Annotated in this window: 14 protein-coding genes; 13 read left to right on the top strand and 1 reads right to left on the bottom strand. The window is 55.8% G+C overall.

Features of this window, described 5'->3' with window-relative positions; genetic code table 11:
- Positions 1-21 precede the first annotated feature (21 nt).
- The 11 genes from ilvB (at position 22) to pheA (ending at position 11994) form a co-directional block, all read left to right on the top strand.
- The gene (gene ilvB / locus ADN00_RS19305) at positions 22-1716 is read left to right on the top strand and encodes a biosynthetic-type acetolactate synthase large subunit (RefSeq protein ID WP_075064635.1); all 1695 of its coding nucleotides are present in this window, start codon (positions 22-24) and stop codon (positions 1714-1716) included.
- A gap of 19 nt (positions 1717-1735) precedes the next feature.
- Positions 1736-2284 (top strand): acetolactate synthase small subunit, encoded by a 549-nt coding sequence (ilvN, locus tag ADN00_RS19300; protein ID WP_075064634.1) that lies wholly within the window; start codon positions 1736-1738, stop codon positions 2282-2284.
- A 55-nt stretch (positions 2285-2339) separates the two neighbouring features.
- Positions 2340-3395, top strand: a complete 1056-nt coding sequence (ilvC, locus tag ADN00_RS19295) for a ketol-acid reductoisomerase (RefSeq protein WP_075064633.1) — start codon at positions 2340-2342, stop codon at positions 3393-3395.
- A 57-nt stretch (positions 3396-3452) separates the two neighbouring features.
- A complete protein-coding gene (locus ADN00_RS19290; RefSeq protein WP_075064632.1) occupies positions 3453-5042 on the top strand; it encodes a 2-isopropylmalate synthase in 1590 nt (529 codons plus the stop codon).
- A gap of 65 nt (positions 5043-5107) precedes the next feature.
- Positions 5108-5335 (top strand): hypothetical protein, encoded by a 228-nt coding sequence (locus tag ADN00_RS19285; RefSeq protein ID WP_075064631.1) that lies wholly within the window; start codon positions 5108-5110, stop codon positions 5333-5335.
- A gap of 44 nt (positions 5336-5379) precedes the next feature.
- Positions 5380-6795, top strand: coding sequence for a 3-isopropylmalate dehydratase large subunit (leuC, locus tag ADN00_RS19280; RefSeq protein WP_075064630.1), 1416 nt, complete (start codon positions 5380-5382; stop codon positions 6793-6795).
- A 17-nt stretch (positions 6796-6812) separates the two neighbouring features.
- The gene (leuD, locus tag ADN00_RS19275; protein ID WP_075064629.1) at positions 6813-7406 is read left to right on the top strand and encodes a 3-isopropylmalate dehydratase small subunit; all 594 of its coding nucleotides are present in this window, start codon (positions 6813-6815) and stop codon (positions 7404-7406) included.
- Positions 7407-7439: 33 nt separating this feature from the next.
- The gene (gene cimA / locus ADN00_RS19270; protein ID WP_075064628.1) at positions 7440-8993 is read left to right on the top strand and encodes a citramalate synthase; all 1554 of its coding nucleotides are present in this window, start codon (positions 7440-7442) and stop codon (positions 8991-8993) included.
- Between the two features lie 26 nt (positions 8994-9019).
- Complete coding sequence (leuB, locus tag ADN00_RS19265) at positions 9020-10078, top strand: 3-isopropylmalate dehydrogenase (protein ID WP_075064627.1); 1059 nt, start codon at positions 9020-9022, stop codon at positions 10076-10078.
- Between the two features lie 25 nt (positions 10079-10103).
- Positions 10104-11024: a branched-chain amino acid transaminase gene (locus tag ADN00_RS19260; protein WP_075064626.1), complete on the top strand. Its 921-nt coding sequence runs from the start codon at positions 10104-10106 to the stop codon at positions 11022-11024.
- 115 nt (positions 11025-11139) lie between these two features.
- Positions 11140-11994, top strand: coding sequence for a prephenate dehydratase (gene pheA, locus ADN00_RS19255; RefSeq protein WP_075064625.1), 855 nt, complete (start codon positions 11140-11142; stop codon positions 11992-11994).
- Positions 11995-12065: 71 nt separating this feature from the next.
- Here pheA and ADN00_RS19250 read toward each other — a convergent pair whose 3' ends face one another.
- Positions 12066-12683 (bottom strand): helix-turn-helix domain-containing protein, encoded by a 618-nt coding sequence (locus ADN00_RS19250; protein ID WP_075064624.1) that lies wholly within the window; start codon positions 12681-12683, stop codon positions 12066-12068.
- Between the two features lie 227 nt (positions 12684-12910).
- On the opposite strand from ADN00_RS19250, the gene ADN00_RS19245 reads away from it, so the two are divergent.
- Both ADN00_RS19245 and ADN00_RS19240 read left to right on the top strand, forming a co-directional pair.
- Complete coding sequence (locus ADN00_RS19245) at positions 12911-13282, top strand: DUF1622 domain-containing protein (RefSeq protein ID WP_075064623.1); 372 nt, start codon at positions 12911-12913, stop codon at positions 13280-13282.
- A 138-nt stretch (positions 13283-13420) separates the two neighbouring features.
- Positions 13421-16522 (top strand): HD domain-containing phosphohydrolase, encoded by a 3102-nt coding sequence (locus ADN00_RS19240; RefSeq protein WP_160317574.1) that lies wholly within the window; start codon positions 13421-13423, stop codon positions 16520-16522.
- Positions 16523-16549: the final 27 nt, after the last annotated feature.

The following is a 16549-nucleotide window of genomic DNA, read 5'->3' as shown; positions in this document are numbered from 1 at the left end:
GCAATAGAAGAGAGGAAAATAATGAAATACTCCGGCGCTCAAATCATCTGGGAATCATTACTTAAAGAAGGTGTGGATGTGATTTTCGGCTTCCCCGGCGGCAACACCATTCCTATTCATGATGCCCTGCTGGATTATCCTGGCATCCGCCACATTCTGGTGCGCCACGAACAGGGCGCCGCCCACGCCGCCGACGGATACGCGCGCGTCAGCGGCAAAGTAGGCGTGTGCCTGGCGACCTCCGGCCCCGGCGCCACCAATCTGGTTACCGGCATTGCCACCGCCATGCTCGACTCAACCCCGATGGTTGCCATCACCGGCCAGGTGTTCAGCCACCTCATCGGCTCCGACGCCTTTCAGGAAGTGGACGTAACCGGTATTACCCTGCCCATCACCAAGCACAACTACCTGGTTACCGACGTGAACGAGATCAGCCGCACCATCCACGAGGCTTTCTACATTGCCCGCTCCGGTCGCCCCGGCCCGGTGCTGATCGACATCACCAAAGACGCGCAAGTCGCGCAAATCGAATGGGACCCCGCCTACGAAGAAAGCATCCGCCTTCCCGGCTACCGCCCCGATCTGCGGCCATCGATGAATGACTTCGAACAGGCGGCAAAAATGATCGCCGCTGCCGAACGCCCTGTCATTCTGGCCGGGCAGGGTATTCTCAAATCGGGTGCCATGAGCTGGGTGCGCGAGTTGGCTGAGAAAACTGACACCCCTGTCGCCACGACGCTGCTCGGCATTGGTGCCTTCCCCGCCAGCCATCCGCTCAACCTGGGTATGATGGGCATGCACGGCGAGGCCTGGGTCAATCACACCATCCAGAACGCCGACCTGCTTTTAGCCTTGGGCATGCGCTTTGATGACCGCGTTACCGGCAGCCTGAGTACCTACGCGCCCAATTCCAAAAAAATCCATTTCGAGCTGGACCCCTCTGAAGTCAACAAAAATGTACGTGTTGACCTGGCCCTGATCGGCGATTTGAGCGAACTGCTCCAGAAGCTGGTACCCAACCTGCCCCAAAAGACGCACACATCGTGGAACGAGGAAATCAACAAACTGCGCTCCGAAAGCGCCCTGCGCGACATTCTCTACACCCCCGACAACGGCCGCCTCTATGCTGCCCACATCATGCACGACATTCTGCGCGCCACCCAGGGCAAAGCCGTTATTGTCACCGATGTTGGTCAGCACCAGATGTGGGCCGCCCAATATTACAAACATGACTACCCCTATCACATGGTTACCTCCGGCGGCTTGGGGACGATGGGCTTTGGATTGCCAGCCGCCATTGGCGCCAAAATGGCTGACCAGGAAGCAGAAGTGTGGGTCATCGCCGGTGACGGCGGATTCCAGATGACCCAGGCGGAACTATCCACCACGGTACAGGCGGGCATCAAAGTAAACGTGGCGATCATCAATAATGGCTATCTGGGCATGGTGCGCCAGTGGCAGGAATTATTCTATGACCGGCGCTATTCCGCCACGCCCATCACCAGCCCAGATTTCGTCAAAATTGCCGAGGCGCACGGCCTCACCGGGCTGCGCGCTACCAACCGTAAAGAGGCTGTCGAGGCCATCGACACGGCCCGCGCAACCCCCGGCACCGTGGTCATTGACTTCCGCATCGAGCCGGAAGACTGTGTCTACCCGATGGTGCCCGCTGGCGCCGCCCTGCACAAAATGATCCGCCGCCCGATGGCGCAATAAAGAGAGTTGAGGAGGACTTATGCAGCATACTTTAGTCGCATTAGTGGAAGATAAACCCGGCGTGCTCAACCGCGTGGCTTCTCTGTTTCGCCGCCGCGCCTTCAACATTGAATCGCTCACCGTGGGCCACACCGACTGCCCCGGCGTTTCGCGAATGACCATCGTTGTCGACAGCAACGAAGTCAGCACCGAGCAGGTGGTCAACAACCTGTACAAATTGGTCAACACCCTGCACGTAACCGACCTGGCTGCCACCCCCTCGGTGCAGCGCGATCTAGCCCTCATCAAAGTCCGCTCCGAGGCCGCCACTCGCACCGAGATCATGCAATTGGTTGATGTCTACCGCGCTCGCATTGTTGACGTGGCAAACGACTCGATGATCGTCGAAATCACCGGCGTGGAAGAAAAAATCAACAGCTTTGTGGACGTCTTGAAACCCTTCGGCATCGTTGAAATGGTGCGCACTGGCATTGTCGCGATGGCGCGCGGTTCCAACGCCAACCCAGAGTTCAACCTTCACACGGTTCAAAACGACAGCAGTTATGTTTCACAAGAATACTGCCAATAATGGCGGTCTCTAATCATAAAAAAAGATGTAGATCCATCGCAAAGGAGAATAAAACATGGCAAAAATGGTATTTGGTGGCGTAACGGAAGACGTGGTAACGCGAGATGAGTTCCCGCTGGAAAAAGCCCGTGAGGTCTTGAAAGACGAAGTCGTGGCTGTTTTGGGCTACGGCGTGCAAGGCCCCGCGCAAAGCCTCAACATGCGAGACAACGGCATTCATGTCATTATTGGGCAAGAACCCTCCGACAAATTTTATTGGGACAAAGCCGTCAAAGATGGTTGGGTTCCCGGCGAAACCCTCTTCTCCCTCGAAGAAGCCGCCGCCCGCGGCACCATTATTCAATATCTGGTTTCCGACGCCGCCCAAATGATGGTTTGGGACCGTCTTAAACCCCATCTCACCACTGGCAAAGCTCTCTATTTTTCCCACGGGTTCGGCATTGTCTACAAAGACCAGACCGGCATCATCCCCCCCGCTGATATTGACGTCATCCTGGTTGCCCCCAAAGGCTCTGGCACCAGCGTGCGCGCCAACTTCCTCAGCGGCAGCGGCATCAACTCCAGCTACGCCGTCCACCAGGATTACACCGGCCGTGCCGAAGAGCGCACCCTGGCCGTGGGCATTGCGGTCGGGTCTGGCTACCTCTTCCCCACCACCTTCGAAAACGAAGTCTACTCTGACCTGACCGGTGAGCGCGGCGTGTTGATGGGTGCCCTGGCGGGTGTGATGGAAGCCCAATACGAGACCCTGCGCCGCCACGGCCATTCCCCTAGCGAAGCCTTCAACGAAACCGTGGAAGAACTCACCCAGAGCCTCATCCGCCTGGTGGCTGCCAACGGCATGGACTGGATGTACGCCAACTGCTCCACCACCGCCCAGCGCGGCGCGTTGGACTGGGCGCCTCGCTTCAAAGCCGCCGTGGAACCGACTTTTGAACAACTCTATCAGAGCGTGCTCTCTGGTGAAGAAACCCGCGTGGTGCTGGCCGCCAACTCCGCCCCCGATTACCGCGAAAAATTGGGCGAAGAGCTGCGCGTTATGCGTGAATCGGAAATGTGGCAAACCGGCGCGGCTGTCCGCTCCCTGCGCCCCGAAAACTGGAATAAATAATCGACCCAATAGACGCAACTGACCAACCATTAACAATACACAAAAAGAGAGAATCCTATGACTGACCATTACGTCCGAATTTTTGACACCACCCTGCGAGACGGCGAACAATCCCCCGGCGCGACCCTTACCAGCCCCGAAAAACTGGAAATCGCCCGTGGCCTTGCCCGCCTGGGTGTGGACGTGATCGAAGCCGGATTCCCTGCCGCCTCCCCGGACGATCTCGAAGCTGTTCGCCGCATTGCCCAGGAAGTGGGCAACAGCGAAATCAACGGCCGCACGCCCATCATTTGCGGGCTGGCGCGCGCCGCCAAACGCGACATCGATAAGGCCTGGGAGGCGGTCAGCCCTGCCCGCCATCCGCGCATCCACACCTTCCTCGCTACGTCCGAAATCCACATGCAATACAAACTCAAAATGACCCGCGAGCAGGTACTGGAAAAAGTGCGCGAAATGGTGGCCTACGCGCACAGCCTGTGCCCCGATATTGAGTTCAGCCCCGAAGACGCCGGGCGCAGCGACCCGCAATTCCTGTACACAGTATTGGGCGAAGCCATCCGCGCCGGGGCCACCACCCTTAATATCCCCGACACGGTGGGCTACACCACCCCCGACGAATTTGGCGAACTCATCCGCGGCATTATTGCCAACACCCCCGGCATCGAAAACTGTGTAGTCTCCGTGCACTGTCACGACGACCTGGGCCTGGCCACAGCCAATTCACTGGCAGGCATTCGTGCCGGGGCGCGCCAGGCCGAAGTGACCATCAACGGCATTGGCGAGCGGGCGGGCAACACCTCGCTGGAAGAAGTGGTGATGGCCCTGCACACCCGCCATCCGGTCTACCACCTCGATACCGGCATCGACACCACCCAGCTCATGCGCCTCAGTCGCATGGTCAGCAATTACACCGGCATCGTCGTCCAACCCAACAAGGCCATCGTCGGCGCCAACGCCTTCGCGCACGAAGCCGGCATCCACCAGGATGGTATCCTGAAAAACCAGCAGACCTACGAGATCATGCGCCCTGAAACGGTGGGCGTTAACCAATCACAGTTGGTGCTGGGCAAGCATTCTGGACGGCACGCCTTCAAAACCCGCCTGCAAGACCTCGGCTATGAATTAAACGAAGAAGACCTGGAAAAAATGTTTGCCCGCTTCAAAGACCTGGCCGACAAAAAGAAAACCATTACCAACGCCGACCTGGAAGCCCTGGTTTCGGACGAGCTTTTACAGCACCAGGAGGTCTTCACCCTCGACGGCCTGCAGGTTACCTGTGGAACGATGGGCATGCCCACCGCCACCGTGCGCATGCGCGGCCAGCAGGGTGAGGTGCACACCCACGCCGCCATTGGCACCGGCCCGGTGGACGCCGCCTATAAAGCCATCGACGCCATCACCCAGGCCCCCAACCAGTTGGTGGAGTTCACCATCCACGCCATCACCGAAGGCATTGACGCTCTCGGCGAAGTAACCGTGCGCATCGCCGGCAGCGACGGCCAACCGGTCTTTGTGGCTCAACCTGAAAAAACTCACCGCCGCACCTATGGCGGATACGGCGCCGACACCGATATTATCGTGGCCAGCGCCAAGGCTTACCTGGCAGCCATCAACAAACTGCTCATCGCCAGTCAGGTAGAAAATTGATAACCCTTGTTGAATCCAATCACTTTTTCAGTATTCATTTGATTTTCAAGATAGGAAGGTAACCAATGGCAGACTCCAAATTCCCCCAATCCGAGCGCTCTCACGATAAATTTCCCAAAACCCGCACGTTTCCCGAAGGCTGGGACATGAGCGGCATGGAAGCTTCGTCCAACGGAAAATCGGCAATGGCATCCGATGCGGGCCATTGCGCCAATGAACAGGACGCCCAGGCTCCCCGCTCACCAGAGAAGTTCCCAAAAACCACCACCATGCCCTCCGGTTGGATCTTCTAACAGCCCACCTTGACCGCATTCATTCCGCCACAATTGAAAATATCATGAAACCTCGAACCCTGTTTGAAAAAATCTGGGAAGCGCATGTCGTGTCGCAGCAGCCGGACGCGCCGGCCATTCTCTATATCGACCGCCAGTACCTGCATGAAGTGACTTCTCCGCAAGCCTTTGCCGGACTGCGCGAGCGCGGCCTGCCTGCGCGCCGCCCGGATCGCGCCTTCGCTACCGTGGACCACTCCATTCCCACCCTTTTTGTTCCCTCCGGCGACCGTCTATCCGTCGCGGATGACGCCTCAAAAACCCAGATTCGCCAACTGGAGAAAAACTGCGCCGATTTTGGCATTCCCTGCTACGACCACAACAGCCCCGACCAGGGCATTGTGCATGTCATTGGCCCGGAAAAAGGCCTTACCCAGCCCGGCATGACCATCGTCTGCGGTGACAGCCACACCTCCACCCACGGCGCGTTTGGCTCGCTGGCTTTTGGCATTGGCACCAGCGAAATCCTGCAGGTACTGGCCACCCAATGCCTTTTGCAGCGTAAACCCAAAACCATGCTGGTCAAAATCGAAGGCAAACTGCCCGCCGGCATCAGCGCCAAAGATATTATTCTGGCCCTCATCGCACAGATTGGCATCGGCGGAGCCACCGGTCACGTCATCGAGTATGGCGGTGAAGCCATCCAAATGCTCAACATGGATGAGCGCATGACGATTTGCAATATGTCCATTGAGTGCGGCGCGCGCGCCGGTATGATCGCCCCCGACGAAGTCACCTTTGACTATCTCAAGGGCCGCGAATATGCCCCCAGCGGATCTGCCTGGGACGCGGCACTTGCCGCCTGGCGGCAGCTGCCCAGCGACCCTGGCGCCCAATATGATCGTGAAGTTGTTCTCAACGCCACCAGCCTGCAGCCAATGGTTACCTTTGGAACCAACCCTGGTATGGGAATCCCGGTAACGGCTTCTGTGCCGCACCCCGATAAGCTGGAGAACGAATCGCAGCGCGCCGCCCTGCAAAAAGCCCTGGCCTATATGGGCCTGCAACCCGGCCAGCCCATCGCGGGGCAAAAGGTGGACGTGGTCTTCATCGGGTCTTGCACCAATGGCCGCATCACCGACCTGCGCGCCGCGGCCGAAGTGCTGCGCGGGCGCAAAGTCGCCGATGGCCTCACCGTTCTGGTCGTGCCCGGCTCACGCGCGGTGCTGCGCCAGGCCGAGCAAGAAGGCCTTGACCGCGTCTTCATCGAAGCCGGGGCGCAGTGGCGCGATGCTGGCTGCAGTATGTGCATCGCCATGAACGGAGACATGATCCAGCCCGGCCAATACGCCATCAGCACCAGCAACCGCAATTTTGAAGGCCGCCAGGGCAAGGGTGGGCGCACCCTGCTGGCCAGCCCGGCCACTGCCGCGGCCAGCGCGGTCAATGGGTATGTTACCGACCCGCGTGAGATTTTGTAGAAAGGCAAAGCACAGTCATGCAAGCATTCACCACCCTCACATCCCTGGTCGCTCCGCTACTGGTCAACGACATTGATACCGACCAGATCATCCCGGCGCGCTTCCTGAAAGGCATCGACAAAGCCGGCCTGGGCAGCAAATTGTTCTCCGATTGGCGCTACACGCCCGGCGGCGAACCCGACCCCAACTTCATCCTCAACCAGCCGCCGTTTGACAGCGCGCAAATCTTGCTGGCCGGGGATAACTTTGGCTGCGGTTCCTCGCGCGAACACGCGCCCTGGGCGCTGACCGACTTCGGCATTCGCGCCATCATCTCCACATCCTTTGCCGACATCTTCTTCAACAACGCTCAAAAGAACGGCCTTCTGCCGGTGATTGTCCCGCCATCCGTCCACCAGGCGTTGGTGAATAGCCTGGCAGCCGATCCCCTCGCCACCGTCTCCATCGACCTGGCCGCCCAAACCGTAACCTTGCCCGGCGGGGTCACGCAGTCTTTCGATATCCATCCCTTCTCCAAACACTGTCTGTTGCATGGGATGGACGACCTCGATTACGTTTTATCCTTTTCTGAAGCTATCAACCAATACGAAGCGGCCCATCAGGCTTTTTAGCGCCTTCACCGGCCGCCAGCGGGAGAATTTCTGATGATCGAAATCTACGACACCACCCTTCGAGACGGGACCCAGCGCAAAGGGATTTCCCTTTCCTGCCAGGATAAGCTGCGCATTGCCGTGGAACTGGACCGCCTGGGTGTTCATTACATTGAAGGCGGCTGGCCGGGGTCCAATCCCAAAGACATCGAATTCTTCTCGCGCGCCAAAGATATGACCTGGCATAACGCCAAAATCAGCGCCTTCGGCTCCACCTGCCGCCCCAAAACCAACCCTGAAGACGACGCCAACCTGAAAGCCCTTATTGAATCGCAGACACCGGTCTGCACCCTTTTTGGAAAAACCTGGACCCTGCACGTGACTGACGTGCTGCGCACTACCCTGGAAGACAACTTACGCCTCATCGAGGCTAGTGTTGCCTATCTCACTCAACAGGGGCGCGAAGTGGTCTATGACGCCGAACATTTCTTCGACGGTTACAAAGCCGACCCTGCCTACGCCCTGCAAACCCTGCAGGCCGCGGTGCGCGGCGGAGCATCCCGCGTGGTGCTGGCCGATACCAACGGCGGCTCACACCCCTGGGAAGTTGAGACCGTCGTCCGAGCGGTTCTCCCTCACATTCCTGTTCCACTGGGCATTCACGCCCACAACGATGGTGAGTTTGCCGTGGCCAATTCCATCGCCGCCTACCGCGCCGGCTGCACCCACATTCAGGGCACCATCAACGGCTACGGCGAGCGCTGCGGCAACGCCAACCTGTGTTCCATCCTTCCCAACCTTGAGCTGAAATTCGGTGAAAAAATCCTGCCGGAAGGCCAGCTTCAGCGCTTATACGAGCTTTCACGTTTCGTCTCCGAGCTGGCCAACCTGGCCCCCGACGATCATCTCCCCTACGTTGGCAAAGCCGCGTTCGCCCACAAGGGCGGCGTGCATGTGGCCGCCATGCGCCGCAACGCCAACTCGTACCAGCACATCAACCCCGCCCTGGTTGGCAATCAGATGCAGGTGGTCGTCTCCGAGCTTTCAGGGCGCGGCAATCTTATCTCAAAATCCGAGGAATACGGCATTGCGTTAGACGACACCGCGTTGATGAAGGGCGTGCTCGAAGACATCAAGCAGCTCGAATCGCAGGGTTATTCTTTTGAAGCGGCTGAAGCCTCGGTAGCTCTGATGATCCATCGTCAAAAACCAGGCTACACTCCTCCTTTCAAACTGATCGACTTCTCTGCTCAGGTGGAGCACCGCCAGGGCCGCGGCATTTTCGCCGAGGCCACCGTCAAAGTGGAGGTGCAGGGGCAGGTGCTTCATACCGCCGCCGAAGGAGACGGACCGGTCAGCGCGTTGGATAAAGCACTTCGCAAGGCGCTCGAACAGCACTACCCGCAAATTCACCGCTTCCACTTATCCGATTACAAAGTTCGCATTCTCGACGGTGATAAAGGCACCAGCGCCACCACCCGCGTGTTGATCGACACGCGCAACGGCACCAAAGCCTGGAGCACCGTTGGCGCCAGTAGCAACATCATCGAAGCCAGCTGGCGCGCCCTGGCCGATTCCATCGAATACGGCCTTCTCGAATTGAAATAATCTACTTCATTATCTAAGGAGACTTCATGCAAGCTTACATTGCACTCACCCCGGGAGACGGCATCGGCCCCGAAGTGGTCGCCCAGGCGCAGCGCATGCTGGATGCCGTTGCCGCCCGTTATGGGCACACTTTCCGCTATACTACCCACCTGATCGGCGGCTGCAGCATTGACCAGCACGGCACCGCCCTGACGGACGAAGCCCTGGCCGCGTGCCAATCCGCAGACGCGGTGCTCTTGGGCGCGGTGGGCGGCCCAAAATGGGACGACCCCAACGCCGCCGTGCGCCCCGAACAGGGCTTGCTCAAACTGCGCAAAGGCCTGGGCGTTTTTGCCAACCTGCGCCCGGTCAAGGTTCATCATGCCCTGCTGGACGCCTCTCCCATCAAGCCCGAAGTGCTCAAAAATGTGGATATGGTCGTCGTCCGCGAGCTGACCGGCGGCCTGTACTTCGGCAGCCCTAAAGGCGAAGACGTGGTCAACGGACAGGCCCACGCCGTGGATACGATGGAATACACCGAGAGCGAAGTGGAACGGGTGGTTCGCCTGGCTTTTCAGATGGCGCAAAACCGCAAGAAAAAAGTAACCTCGGTGGATAAAGCCAATGTCCTCGCCACCTCGCGCCTCTGGCGCCGGGTCACCAACCGCGTCGCCGCCGATTATCCCGATGTCACCCTCGAACACATGCTGGTCGACACCGCATCCATGAAACTGATCGCCTCCCCCGCCAGCTTTGATGTGATGGTGACTGAGAATACCTTTGGCGACATCCTCACCGATGAGGCTTCTCTGCTGGCCGGCTCGATGGGGCTTCTGCCATCAGCCTCGCTGGGTGAAAGCGGCCCCGGTCTCTACGAACCTATTCACGGCTCCGCCCCCGATATCGCCGGTAAAGGCACCGCCAACCCCATCGGCACCATCTTAAGCGCCGCGCTTCTACTGCGCTACTCGCTCAAATTGGAAGTAGAAGCTGCCGCGCTGGAAAACGCCGTAGAAAAAGCCATCCATGCCAGAGCCTGCACCCCCGATCTGGGCGGAAAGCTGTCCACCTCGCAGGTTGCGGATTATATGCTCGAACAATTTTAATTCACCACACTAAAGGAGAAACACTATGTCGTTGGAATCAAAATATATCTGGTTGAACGGAAAGCTGGTTGAAACAGAAAAAGCTACCATTCATTTCCTCAACACCTCGCTGCACTATGGCGTGGGCGCCTTTGAAGGCATCCGCTGTTACGACACCCCCAAAGGACCGGCTATCTTTCGACTGACGGAACACTCCCAGCGCTTGATCAATTCCGCCAAGGTGATGGGCTTCAACACCCTGCCCTACAGCCTGCAAGAGATCGACCGGGCTACCCTTGATGTTGTCGCGGCGAATGGATTCAAAGAATGCTACATCCGCCCCCTGCTCTATCTTTCTGCGCCCAATTTAGGCCTCAACCTCGATACAGCCACCCCTCAGTTGGGCATCGCCGCCTGGGAATGGGGCAGCTACCTGGGACCCGAAGCGCTGGAAAAAGGCATTCGCGCCAACATCTCATCGTTCACCCGCCTGCACCCCAACGTCAACATGACCAAAGCCAAAATCACCGGCAATTATGCCAATAGCATGCTCGCCAAAACCGAATCGGTCCGTTTAGGCTTTGACGAAGCCATCATGCTTGACCCGCAGGGCTATGTAGGCGAATGCACCGGTGAAAATATTTTTGTCGTTCGTGATGGCAAGATCTATACCCCACCCACCACCACCATCCTGGAAGGCATCACCCGCGATACGCTCATCACCATTGCCACCGAAATGGGCTTTGAAATCATTGAACAACCCATTTCGCGCGACCAGCTCTACATCGCCGATGAGGTCTTCGTGTGCGGTTCGGCGGCGGAATGCGTGCCGCTCTGGGAAATTGACCACCGCGTGATCGGCAGTGGTCAGGGCGGTCCCATCACCCGAAAAATCCAGCAGGCGTATCAGGCCGCGATTCATGGCCAGAACGACGCCTATGCGCAATGGCTGCATTACGTTTCTTAAAAGCCTTTTCATCCAAACTTCGCCATCCCCTCACTCCACAGCCGCGTTGAGGGGATGGCTAGCATCAAATCAGTTATGCCAGACTTCCCAAGCGGCCAGCAATTCAGGAGTCCGATTGAAAACAGACCTTCCCATCATAGCCTTTCAAGGCGAGCACGGCGCATTCTCTGAGGCGGCCGCCTTCGCCAGTTTTGGAGACCAGATTACCACCCTGCCCTGCGAATCCTTTGAAGAGGTGTTTCTGGCCGTTACTTCCGGGCGCGCCGACCAGGGACTCATTCCCATCGAAAATTCCCAGGCCGGCAGCATCCACCAGAACTACGACCTGCTGCTCAAATACAACCTTTTCATCACCGGCGAGCACGATCACAAAATTGAGCACTGCCTCATCGCTTTCCCCGACACCGAACGCTCCGCTCTCACCCAGGTGATCAGCCACCCGCAGGCCCTGGCGCAGTGTGCCGGCTACCTCTCCCGCTTGCCCGGTGTTAAAGTAACCGCCGTGTACGATACTGCCGGCAGCGTGAAAATGCTGAAAGAATCCGGCGACCGCCGGATGGCAGCGATTGCCTCACAGCGCGCCGCCGAGCTGTATGAGATGCGCATCCTCGATCACGGAATTCAAGACAGCCAGCACAATTACACCCGCTTTCTTCGTATACATCCGCAGCCCGTTAGCCCGCAAGAAAACGCCAAAACCTCGCTGGTCTTCTCCCTCAATCATCAGCCCGGCTCGCTATACACGGCACTCAGCGTTTTCGCCCGGCGCGGAATCAACCTGTTAAAAATTGAATCCCGTCCCTGGGTGGGGAAAATGTGGGAATATCTTTTCTACATCGACTTTGAAGGCGCTGCCAGCCAGCCGCAAATTGCTGCGGCGCTAGCCGAACTGCAAGAAATGGCACCCCTTTTCCGCCTCCTCGGATCTTATCCGCGATCAAAAACACAGCTCACCGGCGCGAGCGAGTAACGACAAAAATCGCAAACTATCCAGAATCAATAAACCGGCTCCTCAGGGAACCGGTTTTCCATTCATGATATCTAGAAAACGGGCGGGCTGATTACCGAAATCCACACCGCGTCTTCTTCCTCCGAATGGCAGGATAACTGCACCAGGTCATCGCCTTTGAAATAGATCGATTCGCCGGGACACAAAACATATTCGCCGCTGTTCAACCCCACCAGCAGATTCCCGGAAAGCAGGTAAAGAAATTCTTCGGTGGGCTCACGCAGTTTTCGGGCTGCATTGCCCGTTCCCGGCGCCAGCCGCCCGCTGATGGCCACCATTTTATTACCAAAACTCGGCACCAGCATTTCGTAAGCCGCGCCTGTCATCGGAAGAAAAAGCTGCGCGCGCTCATTCACCCTGACCACCGGCGAATAAGCCGCTGCTCGCTCTCCTGTCGCGCGAGGCAATCCCTCCCCAATCTCAGCGTCTTCCGCCAAAGTGGTTGGATCCGACAAGAAATAAGACAAATGCACATTCAGCGCTTCCGAGATGTTTTGCAGAGAGTTCAGCGAAACATTAACTTTCCCATGTTCCACCTGGCTCAAAAACGAAGCGGTTACTCCCGTCAATTCCGCCAGTTTTCTCAGGCTCATCCCAGATTCCAACCGCCGCTTCTTCAGTCTTTCCCCAAGTGACTTGTCTGTTGCCATTGCTTCCCTCTATTAAGGAATAATGTACATGTGTCCCTATTTATACCACAACACTGCCGCCGCCCAACCTTGAAAGTTAATTACAAATTCACAATATGGATACGGATTTGTAACCCTTTATCAACCCGGATAAAATAAGGATGAGATAGATACTGGCTTTTCACGCTTTTCGTTTCCCGCCCAGCCGGCCAGCCAGGACCACTTCTACACAAAGAAAGGACAGCAGCATGGATCAATTGAGCGAGGTGTTTGTCAACATCTCTTTACTGGTCGACGCAGCGGGGGTCTTCCTGATTATCGCGGGCATTCTCACCGCCACCATCCGCTATTTTTACCGTTTGTTTAACCATCACATTGAAAACAATAATTACGCGCTCTATCGCAAAGAATTGGGGCGCTCGTTGCTGCTTTGTCTTGAATTTCTAATAGCCGCGGATATCATCCGTACTGTAGCCGTGGAACCAACCTTACAAGGCCTTTCAACCCTCGCGCTGCTCATCCTTATCCGTACCTTCTTGAGCGCCACGGTAGAGTTGGAAATCACCGGGCTATGGCCGTGGCAGAAATGGCAGCACCGCCGGGAGATTGAAGAAGAATAATCAGGCGGCGATTACCTGCTGCCGTTCAAATTGCCTTTACACAATTCCAACTCTTTTTTTACACGAACTTTATTCAAATTACAGACCGTTTTTGTGATAATTTTATTATCACCAATTATGACTATTCTTAAACATCAAATGGCAAGAAGAAAAATATTCCAACCCAACTTACTGGTGCTCATCCTGTTTTCATTGAGTATCCCCTGGTTTGCCCATGTCACAAGGGTTTCCGCCCAGGAAGAAAAACCGCAACAAATCCTCATCCTCAATTCCTATCATTACGGCTTTGAATGGTCAGATGATGAAATGCGGGGGTTGCTTTCACAACTTCCCGCCAACGCAAATGTTCAAACCGAATTCATGGACACCAAACGCAATGAATCAGAATCTTACCTTCAAATGCTCTATGTTGCATACAAGCAAAAATATCATAATTATAAATTTGACCTCATCATCACACTGGATGACCCCGCCTTTCAATTCACCCTCCAGCATCGAGAAGATCTGTTCGGCAAAGCTCCTGTCTTATTCTTAGGCGTCAATGATTTCCAACCCAAATACCTGTCTGGTCAGCTTAACATCACCGGGGTTGCTGAGGTGAACGATTTCACCAGCATCAACACTGACCTGCGCCTCTATCCCAAAGCCAAAAGAGTTTTCATCATCACCGATAAAACCCTCAGCAGTCAAGCCAACCGGAAAGCCATCGAGAGCATGATTGATGAAGGGGTTTTCGCTGTGCCGCTCATTTTCCTGGATGGTGAACATGGCCTGACGCAAGAAGAGCTGCTCGCCCAGGTCAGCAAGCTGCCTGCTGAAAGCATCGTTTACTATTCGGATTTCTTTCGTGATGCGGACGGAACCTATGTTGATTACCAGAATTTCCTACCCCGCCTTTCAGAAGCCTCGCCTGCGCCCATTTTTGCTCACGCGGGCATGTACCTGGGTCACGGAATCGTCGGTGGCAAACTGGGAACGGGTTTCCTGGAAGGCGAAGCTGCCGGGAAAATCGCCAAACGAATTCTAGCAGGCGAACCTGCTTCTTCCATTCCCGTCAATACGCTCGGCTCGTCCGCCTATCAATTTGATTATCTCGAGTTGCAGCGCTGGGGCATCCACCGTGCCAGCCTGCCTAAAGACAGCCAGATCATCAACCAAAAACCATCTCTATACGAGGAAAACAAACCCCTGTTCTGGGGCGTCTTGGTTTTTCTTGTACTCCAATCGGCCGTCATTTTTATCATGCTGATCGCCATTCTGCAGCGCAATAAAGCACAAGCCAAATTGCTCGAGAGCGAAAACCGTTACCGCAGTATTTTTGAAGAAAACCCTTCCATGCAGATAATTGTAGATCCTCAGAATGGGCGTATTCATTCTGCCAACCCGGCCGCGGCCGCTTTTTACGGCTACACCGAACAAGAGCTAACCAGCCTTCTCATCACCGACATCGACATGCGCTCCAATGAGACCATCTTTTCCGCGCTAAAGGCCATTTCAAATGGCAGTCTCAAGCAATTTATTTGCAAGCATCGCCTTAAAAATGGGGACCTGCGCGAAATCGAAGTTTACACCGGCCCAATCACTATTAACAGCCAGCTCTACTTGTTTGCCACCCTTCACGATGTGTCCGAACGGGTAGAGAGTGAGCGCGAAATGGAAATCATCGCCCAAATTGCCAAAGACCTGCGCGCCGTTGACAACTCAGAGGATGTTTACCAATTGCTGCTCAATTATGCGATGTCAACTTCCAATGCCGAAGCCGCTGTGCTGGCTTGGAAGGACAACCTCAGCCAACAGTTTCATGTGGTAAAAACATCTGGCCAAACCAGCCTACAATTGGCTGACACTTTGCCCGATATTCCCTCCATATCCACCATAATCCACCAGCAAAAACCGGTCCAAGTAAAAACCTCACAAATGCCCTCGGCATTTGTAGATCTTTTCCCCGGCGTTTTCGATCGCGTCATATCCGTCTTCCCATTGCTAACTGGCAGCGACCTCGTTGGTGTAATGGTGATTAAATCCCATTGGGAATTAACACACACGGACATGCGCTCCTTATCCACAGTCTGCGAAATCGTTGCCAGTTCTCTGCTGCGATTCCAATTAATTGAAGAAACCCAATTGCAGATCAAAAGGCTCAACGCTCTTCACACCATCGACAAAGCCATCACTACCAACACCCACCTGGATGCCATTCTTGATGTGGTTCTCGAACAGGTTACCCGCCAATTAGATGTAGCTGCGGCGCGCATCATGCTCTATCAACCTACCACCCTCACCCTTGAAGCATCCAAAACCGTTGGCTTTCATAACACAGACCTGGCCATGCGGCCTTGTCGGCTTGGCATAGGTCTTTCTGGTCAGGTTGCAGCCGAGCGCAGAACAATCACAATCCCTGATATCTATTTGGATACCAACTTCCAGGCCAGCAGCTCTGAAGCTAACTCGTTCTTTACCGTGGAAGACTTTCAGGCATACTTCGGCGCGCCATTAATCTCCAAAGGACAGATCAAAGGCGTTATTGAGGTGTTCAACCGCACTCCCGTGAATGCCACTCCCGAATGGCTCAACTTCTTCGACACGCTTTCCCGTCAGGCGACCATCGCCGTGGATGAAGCCACCCTCTTTGAAGACCTGGAACGCTCCAACATAGAATTGGTTCTCGCTTACGATAACACGCTTGAAGGCTGGTCCAGAGCGCTGGAGCTTCGCGATTACGAAACCAAAGGCCACAGCCAGCGCGTAACCGAAATGACCGTGCGCCTCTCCCGCCGCCTGGGCTTACCCGAATCGGAAATCAGCCAGATTCGCCGCGGCGCGTTACTGCACGACATTGGAAAAATGGGAATCCCTGATCATATTCTTCACAAGCCTGGCCCATTAACCAATGAAGAATGGGATATTATGCAAAAGCATCCCATTTACGCCTTTGAAATGCTGTCGCGCATTTCTTACTTGCGCCCGGCTTTGGATATTCCCTACTATCATCACGAGAAATGGGACGGCACCGGCTACCCCTTTGGTCTGCAAGGCAACCAGATCCCGCTGCCAGCGCGCATTTTTGCGATGGTGGATGTTTGGGACGCCCTGGCTTCGGACCGGCCATACCGCAGAGCCTGGCCGCCTGAGCGCATCAAACAATACATGCAAGAAAACTCGGGCACGCATTTTGATCCCCAATTGATCGCCATGTTTCTTCAGGTGCTGGAAGAGGACGCCGAGCCCGTCCTTGCTTGATCCTCAAAAACGCATAAAAAAACAATA

This window comes from Ornatilinea apprima (assembly GCF_001306115.1).
GTDB lineage: Bacteria > Chloroflexota > Anaerolineae > Anaerolineales > Anaerolineaceae > Ornatilinea > Ornatilinea apprima.
Note: the sequence above shows the minus strand (reverse complement) of the source record. Positions and strands in the feature narration are given on the sequence as shown.

What these genes read in the sequence shown, in the direction of transcription:
- ADN00_RS19240 (WP_160317574.1), top strand. Translation starts at nt 13,421, where the DNA reads ATGGCAAGAAGAAAAATATTCCAACCCAACTTACTGGTGCTCATCCTG.
- leuD (WP_075064629.1), top strand. Translation starts at nt 6,813, where the DNA reads ATGCAAGCATTCACCACCCTCACATCCCTGGTCGCTCCGCTACTGGTC.
- cimA (WP_075064628.1), top strand. Translation starts at nt 7,440, where the DNA reads ATGATCGAAATCTACGACACCACCCTTCGAGACGGGACCCAGCGCAAA.
- ilvN (WP_075064634.1), top strand. Translation starts at nt 1,736, where the DNA reads ATGCAGCATACTTTAGTCGCATTAGTGGAAGATAAACCCGGCGTGCTC.
- ADN00_RS19285 (WP_075064631.1), top strand. Translation starts at nt 5,108, where the DNA reads ATGGCAGACTCCAAATTCCCCCAATCCGAGCGCTCTCACGATAAATTT.
- ADN00_RS19245 (WP_075064623.1), top strand. Translation starts at nt 12,911, where the DNA reads ATGGATCAATTGAGCGAGGTGTTTGTCAACATCTCTTTACTGGTCGAC.
- leuB (WP_075064627.1), top strand. Translation starts at nt 9,020, where the DNA reads ATGCAAGCTTACATTGCACTCACCCCGGGAGACGGCATCGGCCCCGAA.
- ADN00_RS19290 (WP_075064632.1), top strand. Translation starts at nt 3,453, where the DNA reads ATGACTGACCATTACGTCCGAATTTTTGACACCACCCTGCGAGACGGC.
- ilvC (WP_075064633.1), top strand. Translation starts at nt 2,340, where the DNA reads ATGGCAAAAATGGTATTTGGTGGCGTAACGGAAGACGTGGTAACGCGA.
- ilvB (WP_075064635.1), top strand. Translation starts at nt 22, where the DNA reads ATGAAATACTCCGGCGCTCAAATCATCTGGGAATCATTACTTAAAGAA.
- ADN00_RS19250 (WP_075064624.1), bottom strand. Translation starts at nt 12,683, where the DNA reads ATGGCAACAGACAAGTCACTTGGGGAAAGACTGAAGAAGCGGCGGTTG.
- leuC (WP_075064630.1), top strand. Translation starts at nt 5,380, where the DNA reads ATGAAACCTCGAACCCTGTTTGAAAAAATCTGGGAAGCGCATGTCGTG.
- ADN00_RS19260 (WP_075064626.1), top strand. Translation starts at nt 10,104, where the DNA reads ATGTCGTTGGAATCAAAATATATCTGGTTGAACGGAAAGCTGGTTGAA.